The 17690-nt window shown below is 65.1% G+C and carries 17 protein-coding genes and 1 riboswitch; of the genes, 5 read left to right on the top strand and 12 right to left on the bottom strand.

All coding sequences use genetic code 11. The features are described from left to right. Positions 1–149: 149 nt before the first annotated feature. Positions 150–611, bottom strand: coding sequence for a redox-sensitive transcriptional activator SoxR (gene soxR, locus ACIQTZ_RS13505; RefSeq protein ID WP_400336870.1), 462 nt, complete (start codon positions 609–611; stop codon positions 150–152). Between the two features lie 63 nt (positions 612–674). On the opposite strand from soxR, the gene ACIQTZ_RS13500 reads away from it, so the two are divergent. Together ACIQTZ_RS13500 and ACIQTZ_RS13495 are read left to right on the top strand one after the other, a co-directional pair. Then, the gene (locus ACIQTZ_RS13500; protein WP_402981513.1) at positions 675–2075 is read left to right on the top strand and encodes an MFS transporter; all 1401 of its coding nucleotides are present in this window, start codon (positions 675–677) and stop codon (positions 2073–2075) included. A 350-nt stretch (positions 2076–2425) separates the two neighbouring features. Further along, positions 2426–4174: a DEAD/DEAH box helicase gene (locus ACIQTZ_RS13495; RefSeq protein WP_402981510.1), complete on the top strand. Its 1749-nt coding sequence runs from the start codon at positions 2426–2428 to the stop codon at positions 4172–4174. A gap of 180 nt (positions 4175–4354) precedes the next feature. On the opposite strand, the gene ACIQTZ_RS13490 is transcribed toward ACIQTZ_RS13495, so the two are convergent. The 5 genes from ACIQTZ_RS13490 to ACIQTZ_RS13470 form a co-directional block, all read right to left on the bottom strand. Next, the gene (locus tag ACIQTZ_RS13490; protein ID WP_402981507.1) at positions 4355–5005 is read right to left on the bottom strand and encodes an MBL fold metallo-hydrolase; all 651 of its coding nucleotides are present in this window, start codon (positions 5003–5005) and stop codon (positions 4355–4357) included. A gap of 4 nt (positions 5006–5009) precedes the next feature. Further along, positions 5010–6014, bottom strand: a complete 1005-nt coding sequence (locus tag ACIQTZ_RS13485; protein WP_402981504.1) for an aldo/keto reductase — start codon at positions 6012–6014, stop codon at positions 5010–5012. A 202-nt stretch (positions 6015–6216) separates the two neighbouring features. After that, positions 6217–6621 (bottom strand): DMT family transporter, encoded by a 405-nt coding sequence (locus ACIQTZ_RS13480; protein ID WP_402981502.1) that lies wholly within the window; start codon positions 6619–6621, stop codon positions 6217–6219. Positions 6622–6623: 2 nt separating this feature from the next. Beyond that, complete coding sequence (locus ACIQTZ_RS13475) at positions 6624–6938, bottom strand: DMT family transporter (RefSeq protein ID WP_400336861.1); 315 nt, start codon at positions 6936–6938, stop codon at positions 6624–6626. Between the two features lie 9 nt (positions 6939–6947). Beyond that, positions 6948–7013, bottom strand: a riboswitch (guanidine-III (ykkC-III) riboswitch). 57 nt (positions 7014–7070) lie between these two features. Further along, positions 7071–7688, bottom strand: coding sequence for a HutD family protein (locus ACIQTZ_RS13470; protein ID WP_402981499.1), 618 nt, complete (start codon positions 7686–7688; stop codon positions 7071–7073). A 98-nt stretch (positions 7689–7786) separates the two neighbouring features. On the opposite strand from ACIQTZ_RS13470, the gene ACIQTZ_RS13465 reads away from it, so the two are divergent. Then, on the top strand, positions 7787–8383 hold the full coding sequence (locus tag ACIQTZ_RS13465; RefSeq protein ID WP_402981496.1) for a phosphoribosylanthranilate isomerase: 597 nt from the start codon (positions 7787–7789) through the stop codon (positions 8381–8383). Positions 8384–8574: 191 nt separating this feature from the next. Here the strand turns inward: ACIQTZ_RS13465 and ACIQTZ_RS13460 are convergent, their stop codons facing one another. Beyond that, positions 8575–9027: an SRPBCC domain-containing protein gene (locus tag ACIQTZ_RS13460; RefSeq protein ID WP_400336855.1), complete on the bottom strand. Its 453-nt coding sequence runs from the start codon at positions 9025–9027 to the stop codon at positions 8575–8577. A 300-nt stretch (positions 9028–9327) separates the two neighbouring features. Here ACIQTZ_RS13460 and ACIQTZ_RS13455 point away from each other — a divergent pair, with 300 nt between their 5' ends. Next, the gene (locus ACIQTZ_RS13455) at positions 9328–9729 is read left to right on the top strand and encodes a YccF domain-containing protein (RefSeq protein ID WP_402981493.1); all 402 of its coding nucleotides are present in this window, start codon (positions 9328–9330) and stop codon (positions 9727–9729) included. Positions 9730–9741: 12 nt separating this feature from the next. On the opposite strand, the gene ACIQTZ_RS13450 is transcribed toward ACIQTZ_RS13455, so the two are convergent. From ACIQTZ_RS13450 to ACIQTZ_RS13430, 5 genes are all read right to left on the bottom strand, one after another. After that, positions 9742–11388, bottom strand: a complete 1647-nt coding sequence (locus ACIQTZ_RS13450; RefSeq protein WP_402981490.1) for an exo-alpha-sialidase — start codon at positions 11386–11388, stop codon at positions 9742–9744. An 82-nt stretch (positions 11389–11470) separates the two neighbouring features. After that, on the bottom strand, positions 11471–12340 hold the full coding sequence (locus ACIQTZ_RS13445) for a DUF4031 domain-containing protein (RefSeq protein WP_402981487.1): 870 nt from the start codon (positions 12338–12340) through the stop codon (positions 11471–11473). A gap of 145 nt (positions 12341–12485) precedes the next feature. Beyond that, the gene (locus ACIQTZ_RS13440) at positions 12486–12989 is read right to left on the bottom strand and encodes a BBE domain-containing protein (protein ID WP_402981484.1); all 504 of its coding nucleotides are present in this window, start codon (positions 12987–12989) and stop codon (positions 12486–12488) included. A gap of 60 nt (positions 12990–13049) precedes the next feature. Beyond that, the gene (locus ACIQTZ_RS13435; RefSeq protein ID WP_402981481.1) at positions 13050–13820 is read right to left on the bottom strand and encodes an FAD-binding oxidoreductase; all 771 of its coding nucleotides are present in this window, start codon (positions 13818–13820) and stop codon (positions 13050–13052) included. Positions 13821–14076: 256 nt separating this feature from the next. Next, positions 14077–14694, bottom strand: coding sequence for a pyridoxamine 5'-phosphate oxidase family protein (locus ACIQTZ_RS13430; protein WP_402981478.1), 618 nt, complete (start codon positions 14692–14694; stop codon positions 14077–14079). Positions 14695–15019: 325 nt separating this feature from the next. Between ACIQTZ_RS13430 and clpB the strand changes: the two genes are divergently transcribed. After that, the gene (clpB, locus tag ACIQTZ_RS13425) at positions 15020–17674 is read left to right on the top strand and encodes an ATP-dependent chaperone ClpB (protein WP_402981475.1); all 2655 of its coding nucleotides are present in this window, start codon (positions 15020–15022) and stop codon (positions 17672–17674) included. Positions 17675–17690 lie beyond the last annotated feature (16 nt).

Genomic DNA, 17690 nt, shown 5'->3' with positions numbered 1-17690 from the left:
GAACCGTCCGCTACCTGTTGCCAGAACGACTGAACAACCTCAGAAACCAAACGATTCGAGAACTTCACCACGGCAATCGACACCCTTCAATAATCGGGTGTTGCGATCACCGCATGATTCGAAGCTCTGGGAACAACCACAACTGCCAGTCAGTTGGGTGTGTTCCACCGCTGGGCGCCGGCACCGCCAACCCCGAGTTCGTCCGAGGGATTCTGCAGCGTGCACGATTTCAGGCTCAAGCACCCGCAGCCGATGCAGCCATCCAGATCGTTCCGCAGGTGTTGCAGCGCGGCGATCCGTTCGTCGAGTTCTTTTCGCCAGCGCAGGGACAGCCTGGTCCAGTCACGCTTGGTGGGCGTCCTGCTGTTGGGCAAGGAATCCAGGGCCTCCCGGATGTCCTTGAGCGGCAAGCCCACGCGCTGCGATGTCTTGATGAAAGCCACCCGTCGGAGCGTCTCGCGGGCGTACCTGCGCTGGTTGCCCGGCGTGCGTTCGGCGCTGATAAGCCCGTTGCGTTCGTAGAAATGAAGGGCCGACGCCGAAACTCCGCTGCGCTCGGACAACTCACCGACGGTGAGGGCCCGGTGGGCGTCACCGGATACCTGCGGCATGATCCAACCTCCAGCGGCGTGTGAATTGACCTCAACAATAGTTGAGGTTCTAGGGTAGCGTGCATGACCCCTGACACCTCAACGGCCGGTATTCTGCGCCGTCCCTATCTCTTGGCCACCGTGGGCACGTGTGCGCTCGTCTTCCTGAGCGCCTTCGAGTCCCTCGCGGTGACCACTGTCATGCCGGTCGTCAGCAGGGATCTCGATGGTGCCAGCCTCTACGCGTTGGCTTTCGCCGGTCCCTTGGCCACGGGTGTGATGGGTATGGTGGGCGCCGGCAACTGGTCAGACCGCCGGGGTCCCCGGGCGCCGCTGTACGCCTCAGTGGGATTGTTCGTGGTGGGCCTGTTGATCGCGGGCATGGCAAGCACCATGCCGATGCTGGTCCTTGGCAGGCTGGTCCAAGGCCTTGGTGGAGGCGCCATGACCGTTGCCCTCTATGTCCTCGTGGCACGGATTTATCCGCCGGCCCTGCATGCCAAGATCTTCGCCGCCTTCGCAGCGTCCTGGGTGGTTCCCTCACTCGTCGGCCCCTTCGCGGCAGGCGTGGTGGCGCAGTTGACCAGCTGGCACTGGGTGTTCCTCGGCGTGGTGGGATTGGTCATTCCCGCGCTCGCCATGGTGGTGCCGGCCATGCGTGGCTTGGCGCCGACTAACGCCAAGGAACCCGTGCCATGGGCTTTCGGACGCCTTGGTTGGGCTGCACTGGCCGCACTGACGGTCCTTGCACTGAACCTGTCCGCGGAGGTACCCGGCTTCGGTATGGCGATTGCCGCCGTCGCGCTTGTCCTCGCGCTGATCGCCGTGCGTCCGCTGGTTCCGCGCGGGACCCTTACCGCACGACGCGGGCTTCCCAGCGTCATCCTGTCCCGTGGGCTCGCATCGGCGGCATTCTTTGGTGCCGAGGTTTACCTGCCGTACCTGCTGACCGAGCGATACTCCTTCACGCCAACCTTCGCCGGCTTGACCCTCACGGGTGCGGCGCTGGCCTGGGCGAGCGCCTCGGCTTTGCAGGGCCGGCTCGGTTCCCGGCTGGCTGATGCGTTCGCTGTGAGGACGGGTGCCATCCTGGTGCTGGCGGCCATTGCGCTTGCCTTCGTAACCGCCGCCCTGAATTTCACACCCGCAATCGCCATTGCGGGCTGGCTCTTCGCCGGCTTTGGCATGGGCCTCATGTACCCGCGGCTGAGCGTCATGACTCTTGCCCTTTCCACCCCGGACAACCAAGGCTTCAACAGCGCTGCGATGTCAATCTCCGATTCCCTCGGCGGTGCCCTGTCGCTCGCCACGACGGGACTCGTCTTCGCGGCATTTACGACGACGGACTCGTTTGCGGCGGTCTTCGCACTGACGGCGATCATCGCCGTCGTCGGGGTTGTGGTGGCCCCGCGGGTCGCCGCCCGCCCGGTGTCATCCGGTGCCCGGGACGGCGAACCCGAACTCTCCCTCACCCAGCCCAACTAGGGGACAGCAAACGTCGCACTGAGGGCTCAGTGGAACGTTTGCTGTCCCCTGATTGGGTGCGTGGGGCGCCCCGATACAAGGCCCGATGCAAGGCCCGGCCCCAAGCCCTGCTAGAATGGGATCACTTGATGTGCGGTGACGCCCTGAATGTTCGCTCGCGAGAGCGCAATGCAGGGCATTTTTCATGTGAGAGGCACATCCTGCGTCGATGAACGCGTTCCATTTGGTCCCGGCCAACGCTGCTGCAGCGAACCGGTAGACCACCTGACTTTTCCTCGGCGAACCCCTGGCCCAACCGGCGTCGGGGGCCGATGTCCGTCGCTGGACACCGCCCGAAAGACATGAAGTACATGACTACTTTTGCTGCCCTTGGCACGCCCAAGGCAATCGTTGAATCCCTCGCTGCAAACGGCATCGAAGAGGCATTCCCCATCCAGGTCAAGACCCTCCCGGACACGCTGGCAGGGCGCGACGTCCTGGGCCGTGGCCGCACCGGCTCCGGCAAGACCATCGCTTTCGCCATCCCGCTCGTAGCCCGTTTGGCCGAGCGCGAAGCCGGCTACTTCCGCAAGCCGGGCCGTCCCATGGGCCTCGTCCTGGCACCCACACGCGAGCTCGCAACCCAGATCAACGCCACGGTTGAGCCGCTGGCCAAGGCCATGGGCCTGAACACCACGGTGATCTACGGCGGCATCTCCCAGGCACGCCAGGAGAAGGCCCTGCGTGCCGGCGTGGACATCGTCATCGCCTGCCCCGGCCGCCTCGAAGACCTGATCCGCCAGCGCATCCTGACCCTCGAGTCGGTTGAGGTGACCGTGCTGGATGAGGCCGACCACATGGCGGACCTTGGCTTCCTTCCCGTCGTCAAGAAGCTCATGGACATGACCCCCAAGCAGGGCCAGCGGCTGCTGTTCTCGGCAACGCTGGACAATGGCGTTGACAAGCTGGTCAGCCGTTACCTGTCCAACCCGCTGACCCACTCCGTGGATGATCCGCAGGCCGCGGTGACCACCATGGAACACCATGTCTTCGTGGTCAACGACCAGACTGTCAAGAAGCAGCTCATCGTCGAACTGGCCTCCGGTGCCGGCCGCCGCGTGCTCTTCATGCGCACCAAGCACCACGCCCGGAAGCTTGCCAAGACGCTCACGGATGCCGGTATCCCCGCCGTGGACCTGCACGGAAACCTGTCGCAGAACGCCCGCGACCGCAACCTTGCCGAGTTCTCCAGCGGCGACGTCCGCGTCCTGGTGGCCACCGACGTCGCAGCCCGAGGTGTGCACGTTGACGACGTCGAACTCGTCATCCACGTGGACCCGCCCACAGAGCACAAGGCGTACCTGCACCGCTCCGGCCGTACGGCCCGCGCAGGTTCCGACGGCACCGTGGTCACGCTGACCCTCCCGGACCAGCAGCAGGACGTCAAGAAGCTCATGCGTGCAGCAGGCGTGGACGTGTCGTTCGAACGCGTCACCGCCAGCTCCCCGCTGGTCGCCGAGCTCGTGGGCGAGGTTGCGGACAAGGTCGATCCCCGCACCCGCGCCGCGCTGCTCGCTGCCAAGCTTCCACAGCAGGGCGGCGGAACGTCCACCGGCGCCAACGCCCAGCGCAAGCGCGCCCGCCGTTCCGGCCAGGCTGCCCCCACTGCGGGTGGCCGCGGCGGCCGTGGTGGTCGCGGCAAGGTTGCGGCTGAGCCGGTTCGCACGGACCTTCCGCGTGCCGAGCGCCGCGCAGCAATGAACGACGACGTCGCCCGCAACTCACGCGGTCGCGGCAAGTCGGGTGCCACGCACCGCAACGACGTTCCCGGCTCGCAGGGGCAGAACGGCCGCAGCGGCCGTCCGGCAACGGGCCAGCGTGCCTCCGGTGGGCAGCGGTCGGCTTCGGCTCCGCGTTCTGCCGCTGCCACAACGACGCGCGGCAGCGGAAACAAGGCCGTGTGGTCGTCGAACACTGGCGGTACGTCGGGTGGATCGTTCGGTTCGGGTAACTCCGGAAACTCCGGTCGTGGGGGATCCGGTTCCGGCTCGGGTCGTCCGGCCCGCAGTGGTCCGCGCCGTGCTTCGGCTCCGGCGTCGAACGAACGCCGCGGCCGCTAGGTCCCCGCAGGTTCCCTCGCCTCGCAAGCTTGGCCAGGGAACCCTGCCTGCGTGGGCCCTGCTTGGAAGGCCCGCTCAGCATCCCCGCCGCCTCCCTAACTTCGAAAGCTCAGTCAGGGAAGCCAGGCGGCGTGGGCCCTGCCAAGGAATGCCGCGCAGAGTTGCCCTCCAACGTGAGGCTTACCAGCCGCGGGCGCGCCACTCCTCAAGATGTGGCCGCTCAGTACCGAGGGTGGTGGGCAGCCCATGCCCAGGGTGGACCACCGTGTCATCCGGGTAGGCGTCGAACAGCCGTTCCGTCACGTCGTTCAACAGTGACGTGAAGCGTGCGGAATCGTTCTGTGTGTTGCCGACGCCGCCTGGGAACAACGAGTCGCCGCTGAAGATGTGGGCCGGCCCTTCCGGGTCCTGGTAAACGAACGCGATCGAACCAGGTGTGTGCCCACGCAGGTGGACCGCCCGGATCTCGAAGTCGTCGAACCGCTCAACGTCGCCGTGACCAAGGCGGACATCCACCGGAACGGGCAACGCATCGGCGTCGTCCGCTCCTGCAGAGGTGGTTGCGCCGGCAACCTTGACCAGTTCCGGAAGCGCGCGGACGTGGTCCCAGTGCTGGTGGGTGGTGGCGATCCGGAGCAGCTTGGTGGGCTCGGACGCGTCTTCAGCCGACTCGGCCATCAGTTGCTGGATGGCCGGGAGGTCGTCGGCGGCGTCGATCAACAACTGGGCACCTGTCGCCTTGGACGTCAGCAGGTAAACGTTGTTGTTCATCTCGCTGACGGAGATGCTGCGAATGGTGACGTCACGGAGTGAGTGAATGAGCGAGTCCATTCGTTTAGCCTACGTTGTTGGCTTCGCGGCCCTGCGACACCCAGTTGGGGTCGGCGGAGCGTGAACCCACGACGGCGTTCGCGGCTTGGTCGAGCACCTCAAGGTGCGCTTCGCCCAAGTTAAGCGACAGTGCCCCCAGGTTCTCGTCGATCCGCTGCGTCTTGCGCGTGCCGGGGATGGGAACCACGGGGAGGCCCAGGCGTTTGCCTTGCGTGAGCAGCCAAGCCAACGCCACCTGGGCGGGAGTTGCGTCAAGCTGTCCCGCTATTTGGCGGACCGCTGCCACTACGGCCTGGTTGGCATCAAGGGCACCTTCGCCGAAGCGTGGGATCTTGTGGCGGAAATCGTTCTCGCCCAGGTCGCTTGCGTTCACGGTTCCCGTGAGGAAGCCGCGGCCCAGCGGTGAATACGGCACAAAGCCAACCCCCAGTTCCTTGGCTGCAGGAACAACATGCTGTTCAACATCCCGGCTCCAGATGGACCATTCGCTCTGGACCGCGGCAATGGGATGCACGGCATGTGCTTGCCGGAGTTCCTCGGCTGTCACTTCGGACAGTCCCAGGTGCCGGACCTTGCCCTCACGGACCAGCTCCGCCATGGCCTCCACGGTTTCCACAATCGGAACGCGGAGGTCGCGGCGGTGCAGGTAGTAGAGGTCAATCACGTCAGTATCCAGGCGTCGGAGGCTCGCCTCGGCCGCCTGTTTGACGTAGGGAGCATCCCCGCGGACGCCTGTGTACCCGTCCGCGGGGTTGCCCTCGATTCCGAACTTGGTGGCCAACTGGATCTCGTCGCGGCGTTCCTTGAGAAGCTTTCCCACGAGTTCTTCGTTGCTTCCCGCGCCATAGACATCGGCAGTGTCGATGAACGTGATCCCGGCCTCCACTGCGTGCCGGAGGGTTTTCAAGCCTTCCCCGGGCTCGATGCCGCCGTAGACGGGGGTGAGCGCCATCCCGCCGAATCCGAGTGGGCTCACGGTGAGGTCATTGCCAAGGTGTACTGCAGTCATGACGGTCTCCATTACGCATAGGGTCTCATTGCCGGTGCTCTCCTTGGCGTGAACCCGACGTCCCGCGCTGGTATTCCTGTGTTTCGCCAGAGAATCCGTCGTTCGGGCCCGATTCGATGGTTCGCTGCGCACTGTGCCGTGCGAGCGGCATGATGTGCAGCGATCCATCGGAATGGATTGAGACCCCGCCGCGTGCGGGACCCTACTCGGAATCCGTCCCGGTCTTGTGGGCTGGCAGCGCCTTCAAACCCGCAGCACAGCCAACGATTCCCGCGATGAACAGCAACTTCAAGGGGCTGGCCGGCTCAACACCGGTGATCATGGCCCAGCCAACCGTCAGGGCCGCGCCGATGCCCACCCACACGGCATAGGCAGTGCCCAGGGGGATGCGTTTCACGGCGATGCCCAGGCCCACCATGCTCAGTGTTGCGGTCACGGCGAAAACCAGTGTTGGCAGCAGGACGGTAAAACCGTTGGACAAGCCCAGGGCAGTGGCCCACACGGCTTCAAGAACGGCCGATGCGAGCAGGATGATCCAGAAAATGCCGGACTTCGCCGCTCCCGTCGCCGGAGCAATGACGGGTTCACGATTCGTGTTCGCAGTCATGGCTACGCCACCACCTTCAGGCCGACCACGCACGCGCCGATGCCTGCGAGCAGTAGGAGGCGGGCCGCCGTCGGACGTTCAACCTTGGTGACCATGGCGTAAGCGGAGGTCAACACGACGCCGACGCCCACCCACACCGCATAGGCCGTACCCGTGGGAATGGATTGCATGGCGATCGCGAGACCGCCAGTGCTGGCGATGACCGAAACCAGGAAAACGATGGTGGGAACGGGCCTGCGGAAGCCTTTGGAACGGTGGAGGGCTGCGGCCCAGACGGCCTCAAGCGCTCCGGAAAGAATGAGGATTAACCACGACATGACTTTTCCTTTGGCCAGTCTTGTCGCGTGCCGGGTACTGAACCGTCGTCCGGAGGTTCCAGAGCGGAACCTTGGTCCCTAGGCTAGCAACTCCCCCAGGGGGTGGCCACCTCTGGTGGCAAAAGTCACCACTCAGACGTGGTCGATGGAGACGAGCGCCACGAACCCGCGGCCGGAAATCTCGGGGCTGCGGACGTCGGAGCCAACCACTGCGTCGTAGCGGGAGAGCTCCACCGGTTCCTCGACGACGGCAGCGGGCTCGGCGCCGTCGTCGGGCGTTTCCTCTGCGGCCGTGCCGGGCGCAACGCTTGCCTTGCCCTCCAGCAGAACCGCGAACTGGCCCTCAAAAACGGGGTGTGGGCGCTTTTTGGAAAGCTCGACGATGGACGCAAAGCCCTTGAACTTGTCGGCGCGGGCAATGATGTTAAGGTCCCGGATGTCGCCGGTGGGCAGCGTGGCCGAGGAGGGGGCTTCGCCCGAGAAACGGAACGGCCGGTACTTCTCCAAGGGGTGCTCGGTACCGTCCACGGTCAGGAGCATCAAGTCGCCGTCGATGATGGTCAGGACCCGTTCCATGCCCGGAAAATTGGAGAAGTCGCCGGCTTTGGAGACATCGGCGATGCTGAGCCGCCAGTCCCATGCGCCATCCTGCGCCGACGCAGCCTTCGGGTGGCTTGCGATCTCGCGGGTTACACCGCCCCCGTTGCGCCACGGTTCGGGATGGATGTCGGCAAAGCGGATGATCTCCATCCGTCCAGCGTAGTGGTCCGGCGCGGTTCAACAATGGGCCATATGACTTGCTAACGTCATAAGAGGATTGTTGGGCGCGTAGCGGCTGGAGGCACGGAATGTTCGTTAAAGTGTGTGGTTTGAGCACACCCGAATCCGTTCGCGAAGCCGTCTCGGCCGGTGCCGACGCGGTGGGTTTCGTCCTCACGGCCAGCCCACGCGAAGTCAGCCCGGAGACCGTCCGTTCGTTGCTTCCCTTGGTGCCCTCCGGTGTTGCGGCTGTTGGCGTCTTCCGCCACGAGACCGCTGCCGATGCCGTTGCTCTTGCGCAGGCTGCTGGCCTGTCATGGGTTCAACTGCACGGCCACCGGACTGCGGCCGACGTTGAGGCAGTGCACGACGCCGGGATGCGGCTTATCCGCGCAGTCACCATGGGTGCCTCCCCGGAAGAGTTCGGTGATCTGGGGGAGGAACTGTTCCTGATCGACGCGGCAGTGCCTGGTTCGGGGGAGGCCTGGGATTACGCGTCCGTGCGTGAAAAGGGTCTGGACAGCCGTTCCTGGCTGCTCGCCGGTGGCCTGGAACCGGGCAACGTTGCTGCCGCTGCTTCCGCGGCCGGTGCCTGGGGCGTGGATGTGTCCTCGGGGGTCGAGTCCTCCCGGGGAGTCAAGGACCTGGCCAAGGTCCGGGCCTTCGTCGAAGCCGCCAAGGCCTAACCCCACCTCTACCCCGTCCCCCTTCCCCGCCTCCCCCTTCCCCGACCCCCGACCCTCTCTCACCGAACCGCCCGTTTGTTGGGACGCTCTCTCACTGAATCGCTTGTTTTTTGGGACGCTCTCTCACTGCGCCGCCTGTTTTTTGGGACGCTCTCTCACTGAATCGCCCGTTCTTGAGCACTCTCTCGCGGTTATCCGAGCGTTGCATCCAACTTCTCGAATGAGGTGCCCCAGCCGTCTCGCGTCATTTCCACCCACTCTTCCGATGCAAAGGGCCCCTGGGTCAGATGCATGCGGGTGCGGCTGCCGCCCAGATCTTCGAATTCGAGATGCATCTCTTCGTATTCGTGGTCGGCGTCCGGGGCGGCTTTGGCCGTTGCGACCAGCAAACCCGGTGCGTTCAGCTGAGTGATGACTGCTTCAATCGGCGCTTCTTGGGGACCGTTCTCATCCGTCCATGCCATGACAACCTGCCACACTCCGCCGACCCTGGGATCGACGATGATTTTCTCCCGCGGAGCATCAACTTCCACGGGTCCAAACCATTTGGTGAGCTGGTCCGGTTCCATCCAAGCCTCGAAGACTTTTTCGCGCGGGGCTTCGAAATCGCGGGTCAGGCTGAGGGTGTGCTGTTCTGTGCTCATGGTGGTCCTCCGTGCGTGGTTCATGGATGCGGCGGCGCATCACAGGCGGCGCCAGTGGGACCGAGTCTAGGCCGAGCCCGGCCAAAACCGACGAGCTATCACCAAATCGCCCGAAACTCGGAACGCTCTGTCTTCTTGGCCGCACCGTAGTGAGCACAGTGAGCGAGCGTCCACCTGGAAGAAGGTGTTCGGTGAGAGAGGGGCCGGGGGGAGGGGGTGTTCGGTGAGAGAGGAAAGTCAGGGGCGAGTCAGGGCAGACCCCTAGGCTTTTGGACGGTCCGGCACGAGAGAATGGTGACTATGAAAACTCTGCTCAACATCATTTGGCTGGTTTTTGGCGGCTTCTGGCTCGCCCTCGGTTATTTCGCCGCGGGCATCATCTGCTGCGTCCTCGTCGTGACCATTCCGTGGGGCATTGCCTCGTTCCGCATTGGTGCCTACTGCCTGTGGCCGTTCGGTCAGATGGTGGTGGAAAAGCCCGGCGGCAGCGGCGTGTTCGCTTTGCTGGGCAACGTCATCTGGTTGTTGGTGGCGGGCATCTGGATTGCGATCGGGCACGTGGTCACCGCGGTGGCCATGGCCCTGACGATCATTGGAATCCCGCTGGCCATCGCGAACCTGAAGCTGATCCCGGTTTCCTTGATGCCGCTCGGCAAGCAGATCGTGCCCACCAACCGTCCGTTCGTCAGCACCTACCGCTGAGGCGACACGTTCCTATGAGGCAGCAACGTTTCCGGTGCGCAGCTCGAACCGGAAGCGTCGTTCCGAACGGAACCTCCCGCCGTCGGACTCCACCGCGAACGTGAGCTCCAGCGCGTCCGCCAGCAGGTCCGATTCCGTGATGGTGTAACTCGGCGTGAAATAGAGGGACTGCTCGCCCGGCTCCAGGCGCGTGGCCGGGAAATCGCTCCGGTGCGGTCCCAGAAGTACGACGTCGGCAAGCGGCTCAGAGCCGCTGTTGCGGACGCGTCCGGTGAAGGCGAGGATGTCCCCGGCCTTGTACCCGGGAATGATGGCGCCGTAGTTGAGGTCCTGCGCTTCCCGCGTGCCGAGCACCTGGTCCTGGCCGGCGTACCCTTGGCCGATTTCTTTCCACGTCTGGACGTCCCACTCGCCATCGCTGTTTGACGGTATGACGTGGAATTCACCGGCGTTCTGCCAGTGTGCGGGCCTGCCCGGGGTGATGGAGCGGAGTTCCATGTGGAAGGTGAGCGGATCCCGGTCTTCGCTGGGCAGGGTACTCGGAGCGGATGCGAGTTGGGAGACCAGTTGTTCCGCAGGAACCGAAGCGAACACGATCTCGCGGTATCCCTGCCGCTCGTAGAGGACACCGACGTTGCCGTCGGGAAGCCGCGTGGCCGTGGAGTACGCGGAACTGCCCTCGCACAGCACCAGCTTGGCCGGCCAGGTGGCCCCGTTGTCCGGGGAGAGGCTGAGCACGGTGTTGCGGCGAAGATGGGGGTCCTGGTTGTTGGTGGCGATGAGCCAATGCGAGGTATCGGACGGCAACTGGACCAGCGGCAGCCCGTCGAACCTGGTGAGGGATCCGTTGTCGCTGGGGTCGGGCAGGTCCGGCACAGGCGTCAACGGTCCCCATGTTTGTCCGCCGTCCTCCGAGATCGCGGCAAGGCGGCACGGCGTGGCCCGGGAGTGCAGCAGCAAGCGCCCGTCGGCAAGGCATACCACCTTGTTCTCGTTGGGTCCGATTCCGGCAGGACCCGTGCCGATCAGCGCGCCGAGTGTCCAGCTCTCTCCGTGATCGTCGCTCAGGGCGGAAGCAGCCATGATTTCCCCGTCCACCAGCAGGACGTACTGCTGTACCAAGCGGCCTTTGAACGGTCCGGTGTGTATCTGGATGCCTTGGCCGGCCGCGGCGAACAACCCGGTGGTACCACTGTGAACCGGCTTGAGTGATGAGGTGAGCCGCCGGTGGTGCCAGGTCCCGCCGTCGTCGTCTGAATAGCTGACGTCGGCATGTTGGACGGCGTCGTCCGGCTCCAGTCCGGCGACCGCTTCGAAGAAGCCGGCGTGTGTTCCGGCGGCGTGGAACATGAAGATCCGTCCCGTGTCCGCATCAACCAGAAGGCTGGGATCGCCGTATCCGTTCAGCCCGGTGCCGGTGCGGACCACCTGTTGTTCGCCCCACGTGACGCCGTTGTCCCTGCTGCGGCGGAGCAGCAGGTCGATGGTGTTGGGCAGGTCGTCCAGGTTGGGCCTGCCGTCATACGCCGCCAGGATGGTCCCCGCCGTGCTGACGGCCAGCGCTGGGATCCGGTACTGCCGGTAGCCTCCGGTGCCGCGAACGGCGAGGACGTGTTCAACGGAGGGGCGAGCCTGTGGAGCAGAGAGGTAGGAGGTCACACCTCCTAGTGTAGGGCCGATCGAAAAGCCCCAAAGCAACGCTCGGACGCCCCGAATACCCGGATCCGGTCCGGGGTTTCGCTCAGGCCAGTTCCGCGGTCAGGTTCCGGCGGGCCGCGTCCAGCCAGAGCGCCTTGGCGCGGTCACCATGGAACAGTGGGTCCAGGCCCAGCAGGTGACGCACGACGGCGGCACGCCCCTTTGCGAAATCAGCGTCGCTGACGTGGGCGTAGTCTTCGCGGACGGCCGCCACATACCTGGCATAGGACTGTTCGTCGCCACCGAGCACAGACAAGTCCGCATCGCATAAGAGGGCACCGGCGTGATCGCCCGGCTCAGGACTGTGCTTGTCCGTCAGTCGGACCAGGCGCGCCACCTCGGCGACGTCGACCGGGGCCAAGCCGGCCGCGGTCAGCCGGTCTTCGGCGAGCCGGGCTGACTCCTCCTCGTCCTGGCCTGCAACCCCTTCATAGACGGCATCGTGGAACCACGCGGCAAGGGCAACAGTGCGGGCCGGCAACGCTGGATCGGTCAAGGTGTCCAGGGCCTCAAGGACAGCCAGGAGATGTGTGCGGCCGTGGTACTTCCGGGTGGCCTCGCCCCAACGTTCCAGCAACTCCAAGCCGAGTTCCTCGTGGCCGGGGTATGTGCTGTTCCAGCGCTCCATCAGCGGCACAGTGAGGGCCTTGCTGCGCTCGCGGGCCGGGATCCGGAGGCCGCTGGCGATGAGTTTGCGGACCAGGATCCGGGCCTCGACGGGAATGGCACCTGCCTTGACCAGGTCGTCGTACCGGCGCTCGGGCACATCGTAATGGTCGCCGTCGAAAGCCCGTTCCGGCACTCCTGCCGCCTCTGCGAACGCGTGCAGCTCATCGAGCGACTTGTCTGAGACCAGGTGGGAGAAATGGGTCCCGTGCGCGGGCCAGAGGGGAGGGTCGACGTAGATGGCCATGGCCAAAGTGTAGTCCCGGATCTCAACGGCCGAGGGTGGGCTGATCCTTCCCAGTTGCCGGCCATCGGGGCGTGTCTACCGCCAACCACCGCCCCGGAACACGGGCAACATTGCCGGTGTGGTCCACGGCAACTGGGAAGGAGTCTTAGTGCTCCGCTGGAAGGATGTTCTGGTTCCCCCTGAACGTGTTGTCGGGATCGAACTGCGCCTTGACCTTGGAGAGCCGACGGTAGTTTTGCTCGCCGTAGGCCGCGATGATGCGGTCCTGGCCTTCGTCGCCGATGAAGTTCAGCCATACGCCACCGCTCGTATGCGGAGCGATGTCCTGCCTGAACTGCTTCACCCACGCCTTGGCTTGCTGTCCGCCCTCCGGGGTTTCCGCAAGGCCGAACGGATGGCTGACCCAGGCGGCGCCACGGTTCAGCAGCGGGGTGTTCTCCGCCGCAGGGCCGGCCACCGCACCGCCCCAGCGGCCGATGAGTTGCTCCGAGTTCGCACTTGGCAGCCGCTTTGCCGAGTCCACCACAATGTCCACGGCATCGTCAGTGAGTTCATCGTGGTAGTCGGCGCTCCAGTAGTTGTAGTGATCCGGAGGATCGTCGATCATGCACTGGAAGTCGGCGTACCCCATCGGTCCAACGAGGTCCACCGTGGGGCCGAGCTCCTTGAACGGCTTCGCGTGTTCGGCGCCTTCCTCGACGTTCCCCGCCTACAGGTAGGCCATGCCGACGGCCAGCTTGCCCACCATATCCTCGGGTACGAACTCTTCCGGCGGGGCCGTGAGGTAAACGAGTGCCGTGCCAACCTGATCCGGCGCGTCCAAGGCAACTTGACGGTAGGCCCGGGTCACTTCCGTTGCCGCCTCGCCGGGGAACAACATCAACCCCGCCGTGACCGACGGACCCAGATCGTGCAGTTGAAACGTGAACGACGTGGCCACTCCGAAGTTGCCGCCGCCACCGTGTAATGCCCAGAAGAGTTCCGGATTCTCGTGTTCGCTCGCCGTCACCAAATCGCCGGAAGCAGTCACCAGGTCGACTGAGATCAGGTTGTCACACGCGAATCCGTAGGCGCGCTCCAGCCACCCCGAGCCGCCGCCCAGCGTAAAGCCGGAGACACCCGTCGTCGATGCCCGGCCACCCGTGACCGCCAATCCGTGCTGCTGCGTGGCCCGGTCGAACTCGCCCCACGTGAGCCCACCGCCGGCCGTGACAGTCTTGGCTTCCGGGTCCACGCTGATGGATTTCATGGGACGGACGTCAATCACCAGGCCGCCGTCGTTGGTGGACATGCCGGCCACCGAGTGCCCGCCCGATCTGACCGCCACCTCCAGGTTGTGGTTGCGGGCATGCTTCAGTGCCTCTGCCACCTCGCCAGGGCTGGAGCATCTGGCGATGACGGCCGGCCTGCGGTCGATCATTGCATTGAAGAGTTTCCGGGTTTCGTCATAGTCCGGATTGTCCGGACGGATCCATTCCATGGGACGCTCCTTCGCGCCTGAGACTCTCTCCCTAGAACAGGTTACGGCGGGCGCCCCCGGCGGGCCATGGGTAATGCTTACGGATCGCTTTCGCTTCCTTCCGGACGGGTACGACGGCGGTGCGCTGACGACGGCGGTGCGCGCCACATAGTGCCCTCGCACCCCTTCGCGCCGTGCGCTCCCGTAGTAGCGGTAGCCCTCAGTGCGAACGGGTGCGATGCCGCGACGTAAGGGGTGCGCAGGGCGGAACGCGGATCTACTCCCGGTACATGCGTTCCGCGTAAGCCGGCCCATAATAGGCTTCGAGATCCGCCAACGGTGTATCCGGCTGGACGTAGGTCTTGGAAAGCGTGGCTATGGACGGCAAGCCCGCGATGTCCCAGGAATCCGGCTCCCACAGCCCGCTGCGCATGAAGGCCTTGCCACAGTGGGTGAAGACCTCGTCCACGCTGACCACGATGGCAACCCGCGGACGGTGGCCCTTGACCACCATGTGATCGAAGAAGTCCGCATCCCGGACCAGCTTGGCCGTCCCGTTGATGCGCAGGGTGTCGGTTCGTCCGGGAACCACGGAGAGGATACCCACGTTCGGGTTCTCCAAAATGTTGTGGAATCCGAAGGCGAGCTTGTTGCCGGGCCTTTCCGGGATGGCGATCGTGAAGTCGTCCAGGACGTGGATGAATCCGGCGGGGTCACCCTTGGGCGAGGCGTCGACGCGACCCTGGGCGTTCGCCGTCGAGATCACGCAAAAAGGACTGGCTGCGAGCCATTGCCGGTCAAAGTCGCTGAGCGATGTCCGCACCTTGCGTCGAACGCGTTCGAGGGGGAGGCCGATCAGTTCTTCCAACTCGTGCACCGAAGTGATGGGTTCCATGGGCCCAGCCTACTTTCCTGAGGGCATTCCGGATCTTGTGGAACGAGGCGCACCACTTTCCGCCATTCGCACCCGTAGGAACGGGTGCGCTCGGCGGGTGCGGGTGCGCTGGGCGGGTGCGGGTGCGGGCTTCGCCGGTACGGGTGCGCTGGGCGGGTACGGGTGCGGGCTTCGCCGGCGTGGCCCTCAACAGCAATCCGCACACCGGCGCTGGACAGCAGTTTCGCCGTCGGCAAACATGGAACACAGTGAGTCAAAATCCAAAGTTGAGCGTAGTAGACTCAACTTTGTAATCCTTGGTTCTACTCCAGAAGGGGAGCTCTCTTTGGACGTCAAATTCACCACCAAAAGCCAGGAGGCCCTTTCTGCGGCCGCCATGAATGCCTCCACCGCCGGCAACCCGCAGGTGGAGCCCGCACACTTGCTGAAAGCCCTCATGGACCAGCGGGAAGGCGTTGCTGTTGCCCTCCTCCGGGCGACGGGTGCCGATCCGGACGCCGTGAGCGTGCAGGCAAGTTCCGCCATCAAGGCGCTGCCGTCGTCGTCGGGCAGTTCCGTCCAGCAGGCGCAGTTGTCGCGCCAGTCCATGCAGGCCATCCAGGCCGCCCAGGCCGACGCCGACAAGCTCGGCGATTCCTTTGTCTCAACCGAGCACCTGCTGCTGGGACTCTCGGCCGGAAGTGACGCCGTCGGGAAGTTGCTGCGCGACGCCGGTGCCTCCCATGAGGCGCTTCTCGCCGCCCTGCCGGGTGTCCGGGGTGACCGCAAGGTCAATTCACCGGACCCTGAGAACACGTTCCAGGCCTTGGAGAAGTTCGGAACCGACCTGACCGCAGTTGCCCGTTCCGGAAAGCTGGACCCGGTGATCGGCCGCGACAGTGAGATCCGGCGCGTGGTCCAGGTGCTGAGTCGGCGCACCAAGAACAACCCCGTTCTCATCGGTGAGCCCGGCGTCGGCAAGACGGCCGTCGTCGAAGGCCTGGCGCAACGCATGGTGGCCGGCGATGTCCCCGAAAGCCTGCGCGGGAAGACCCTCATCGCCCTGGATCTGGCCTCCATGGTGGCGGGAGCCAAGTACCGCGGCGAATTCGAGGAGCGCCTGAAGGCCGTCCTGGAGGAGATCAAGAACTCCAACGGTCAGATCGTTACCTTCATCGACGAGATCCACACCGTGGTGGGAGCCGGTGCAACGGGCGAGAGTGCCATGGACGCCGGCAACATGCTCAAGCCGATGCTGGCCCGTGGTGAGCTCCGCCTGATCGGTGCCACCACCTTGGACGAGTACCGCGAGAACATTGAGAAGGACCCGGCCCTGGAGCGTCGTTTCCAGCAGGTCTTCGTCGGTGAGCCGAGTGTGGAAGACACCATCGGCATCCTGCGCGGACTCAAGGAACGCTACGAGGCGCACCACAAGGTAGCCATCGCCGACTCGGCCCTGGTTGCCGCAGCCACGCTCTCCAACCGCTATATTTCCGGCCGCCAACTCCCGGACAAAGCCATTGACCTGGTGGACGAAGCCGCATCGCGTCTTCGCATGGAGATCGACTCCGCGCCTGAGGAGATCGACCAGCTCCGCCGTGCCGTGGATCGCCTGACCATGGAGGAACTGGCGCTTCAGGGTGAAACCGATCCTGCCTCCGTGGAGCGGCTGGCCGCCCTGCGCGCGGACATGGCGGACAAGAAGGAGAGCCTCGCGGCGCTCAATGCGCGCTGGGAAGCGGAGAAGGCCGGGCTGAACCGGGTGGGTGACCTCAAGGCCAAGATCGACGAGCTGCGCTCGGCCGCCGAGAAGCACCAGCGCGAAGGTGACCTCGAGTCGGCGTCGCGCATTCTGTATGGCGAGTTGCCCGCGCTGGAACGTGAGCTCAACGCCGCCGCCGAGGAGGAATCGGCCCGCAGCGATTCGGAGCCGGAGCTGATGGTGGCCGAAGAGGTCACCGCCGACGACATCGCCGAAGTCATTTCGGCCTGGACGGGAATCCCCGCGGGCCGCATGCTGCAGGGGGAGTCCCAGAAGCTGCTGCACATGGAGGCCGAGCTGGGGAGGCGCCTGATCGGCCAGGCCAAGGCCGTCCAGGCTGTGTCCGATGCTGTCCGCCGCGCCCGCGCCGGCATCAGCGACCCCAACCGCCCCACGGGTTCGTTCCTGTTCCTCGGCCCGACGGGCGTCGGCAAGACGGAGCTGGCCAAGGCGCTGGCTGATTTCCTCTTCGACGACGAGCGCGCCATGATCCGGATCGATATGTCCGAGTACGGCGAGAAGCACTCGGTGGCCCGCCTGGTGGGTGCTCCTCCGGGATACGTCGGCTACGAAGAGGGTGGCCAGCTCACCGAAGCGGTTCGGCGCAGGCCGTACTCAGTGGTGCTGTTGGACGAGGTTGAGAAGGCCCACCCCGAGGTGTTCGACATCCTCCTGCAAGTGCTCGACGACGGCCGCCTCACCGACGGCCAGGGCCGCACCGTGGACTTCCGCAACACCATCCTGGTGCTGACCTCAAACTCGGGCAGCCAGTTCCTGGTGGACACCACCCTCGAGGCCAAGGCCAAGCGCGAAGCTGTCATGGCCGTGGTCCGGGCATCCTTCAAGCCCGAGTTCCTGAACCGCCTCGATGAGATCGTCCTGTTCGATCCCCTCTCGGTCGAGGAGCTCGCCCGGATTGTTGAGTTGCACGTCGCCGAGCTGACCAAGCGCCTGCGTGACCGCCGGCTCACGCTTGAAGTGACTGATGGTGCCAGGGCCTGGCTTGCGATGTCCGGCTACGATCCGGCGTACGGTGCCCGGCCGCTGCGCCGCTTGGTGCAGCGTGAGATCGGAGACCGCCTGGCCAAGGAAATCCTGGCCGGCGACATCAGCGACGGCGATACGGTCCTGGTGGACACGGCCGCCGACGTGGACGAACTCACCATCGAGGGGCTTGAGTCCTTGGACCTCGACGGCGGCATGCCGGCGGGCACCGGGCTCTCTGTCCGCCGGAAGTAGGCTGCGGCCTGCTCCG

Source organism: Paenarthrobacter sp. NPDC090520, from assembly GCF_044769205.1.
In the GTDB taxonomy this organism is placed as follows: Bacteria; Actinomycetota; Actinomycetes; order Actinomycetales; family Micrococcaceae; genus Arthrobacter.
The sequence above is the reverse complement of the archived record's forward strand: the minus strand, read 5'-3'. Positions and strand labels throughout refer to the sequence as shown.

Excerpts from the sequence above, each read along its gene's own strand:
- ACIQTZ_RS13500 (WP_402981513.1), top strand. The coding sequence starts at position 675 with ATGACCCCTGACACCTCAACGGCCGGTATTCTGCGCCGTCCCTATCTC.
- ACIQTZ_RS13485 (WP_402981504.1), bottom strand. The coding sequence starts at position 6,014 with ATGACTGCAGTACACCTTGGCAATGACCTCACCGTGAGCCCACTCGGA.
- ACIQTZ_RS13460 (WP_400336855.1), bottom strand. The coding sequence starts at position 9,027 with ATGAGCACAGAACAGCACACCCTCAGCCTGACCCGCGATTTCGAAGCC.
- ACIQTZ_RS13465 (WP_402981496.1), top strand. The coding sequence starts at position 7,787 with ATGTTCGTTAAAGTGTGTGGTTTGAGCACACCCGAATCCGTTCGCGAA.
- ACIQTZ_RS13430 (WP_402981478.1), bottom strand. The coding sequence starts at position 14,694 with ATGGAACCCATCACTTCGGTGCACGAGTTGGAAGAACTGATCGGCCTC.
- ACIQTZ_RS13470 (WP_402981499.1), bottom strand. The coding sequence starts at position 7,688 with ATGGAGATCATCCGCTTTGCCGACATCCATCCCGAACCGTGGCGCAAC.
- ACIQTZ_RS13445 (WP_402981487.1), bottom strand. The coding sequence starts at position 12,340 with ATGGCCATCTACGTCGACCCTCCCCTCTGGCCCGCGCACGGGACCCAT.
- ACIQTZ_RS13495 (WP_402981510.1), top strand. The coding sequence starts at position 2,426 with ATGACTACTTTTGCTGCCCTTGGCACGCCCAAGGCAATCGTTGAATCC.
- ACIQTZ_RS13475 (WP_400336861.1), bottom strand. The coding sequence starts at position 6,938 with ATGTCGTGGTTAATCCTCATTCTTTCCGGAGCGCTTGAGGCCGTCTGG.
- ACIQTZ_RS13490 (WP_402981507.1), bottom strand. The coding sequence starts at position 5,005 with ATGGACTCGCTCATTCACTCACTCCGTGACGTCACCATTCGCAGCATC.
- soxR (WP_400336870.1), bottom strand. The coding sequence starts at position 611 with ATGCCGCAGGTATCCGGTGACGCCCACCGGGCCCTCACCGTCGGTGAG.
- ACIQTZ_RS13455 (WP_402981493.1), top strand. The coding sequence starts at position 9,328 with ATGAAAACTCTGCTCAACATCATTTGGCTGGTTTTTGGCGGCTTCTGG.
- ACIQTZ_RS13435 (WP_402981481.1), bottom strand. The coding sequence starts at position 13,820 with ATGGAATGGATCCGTCCGGACAATCCGGACTATGACGAAACCCGGAAA.
- ACIQTZ_RS13480 (WP_402981502.1), bottom strand. The coding sequence starts at position 6,621 with ATGACTGCGAACACGAATCGTGAACCCGTCATTGCTCCGGCGACGGGA.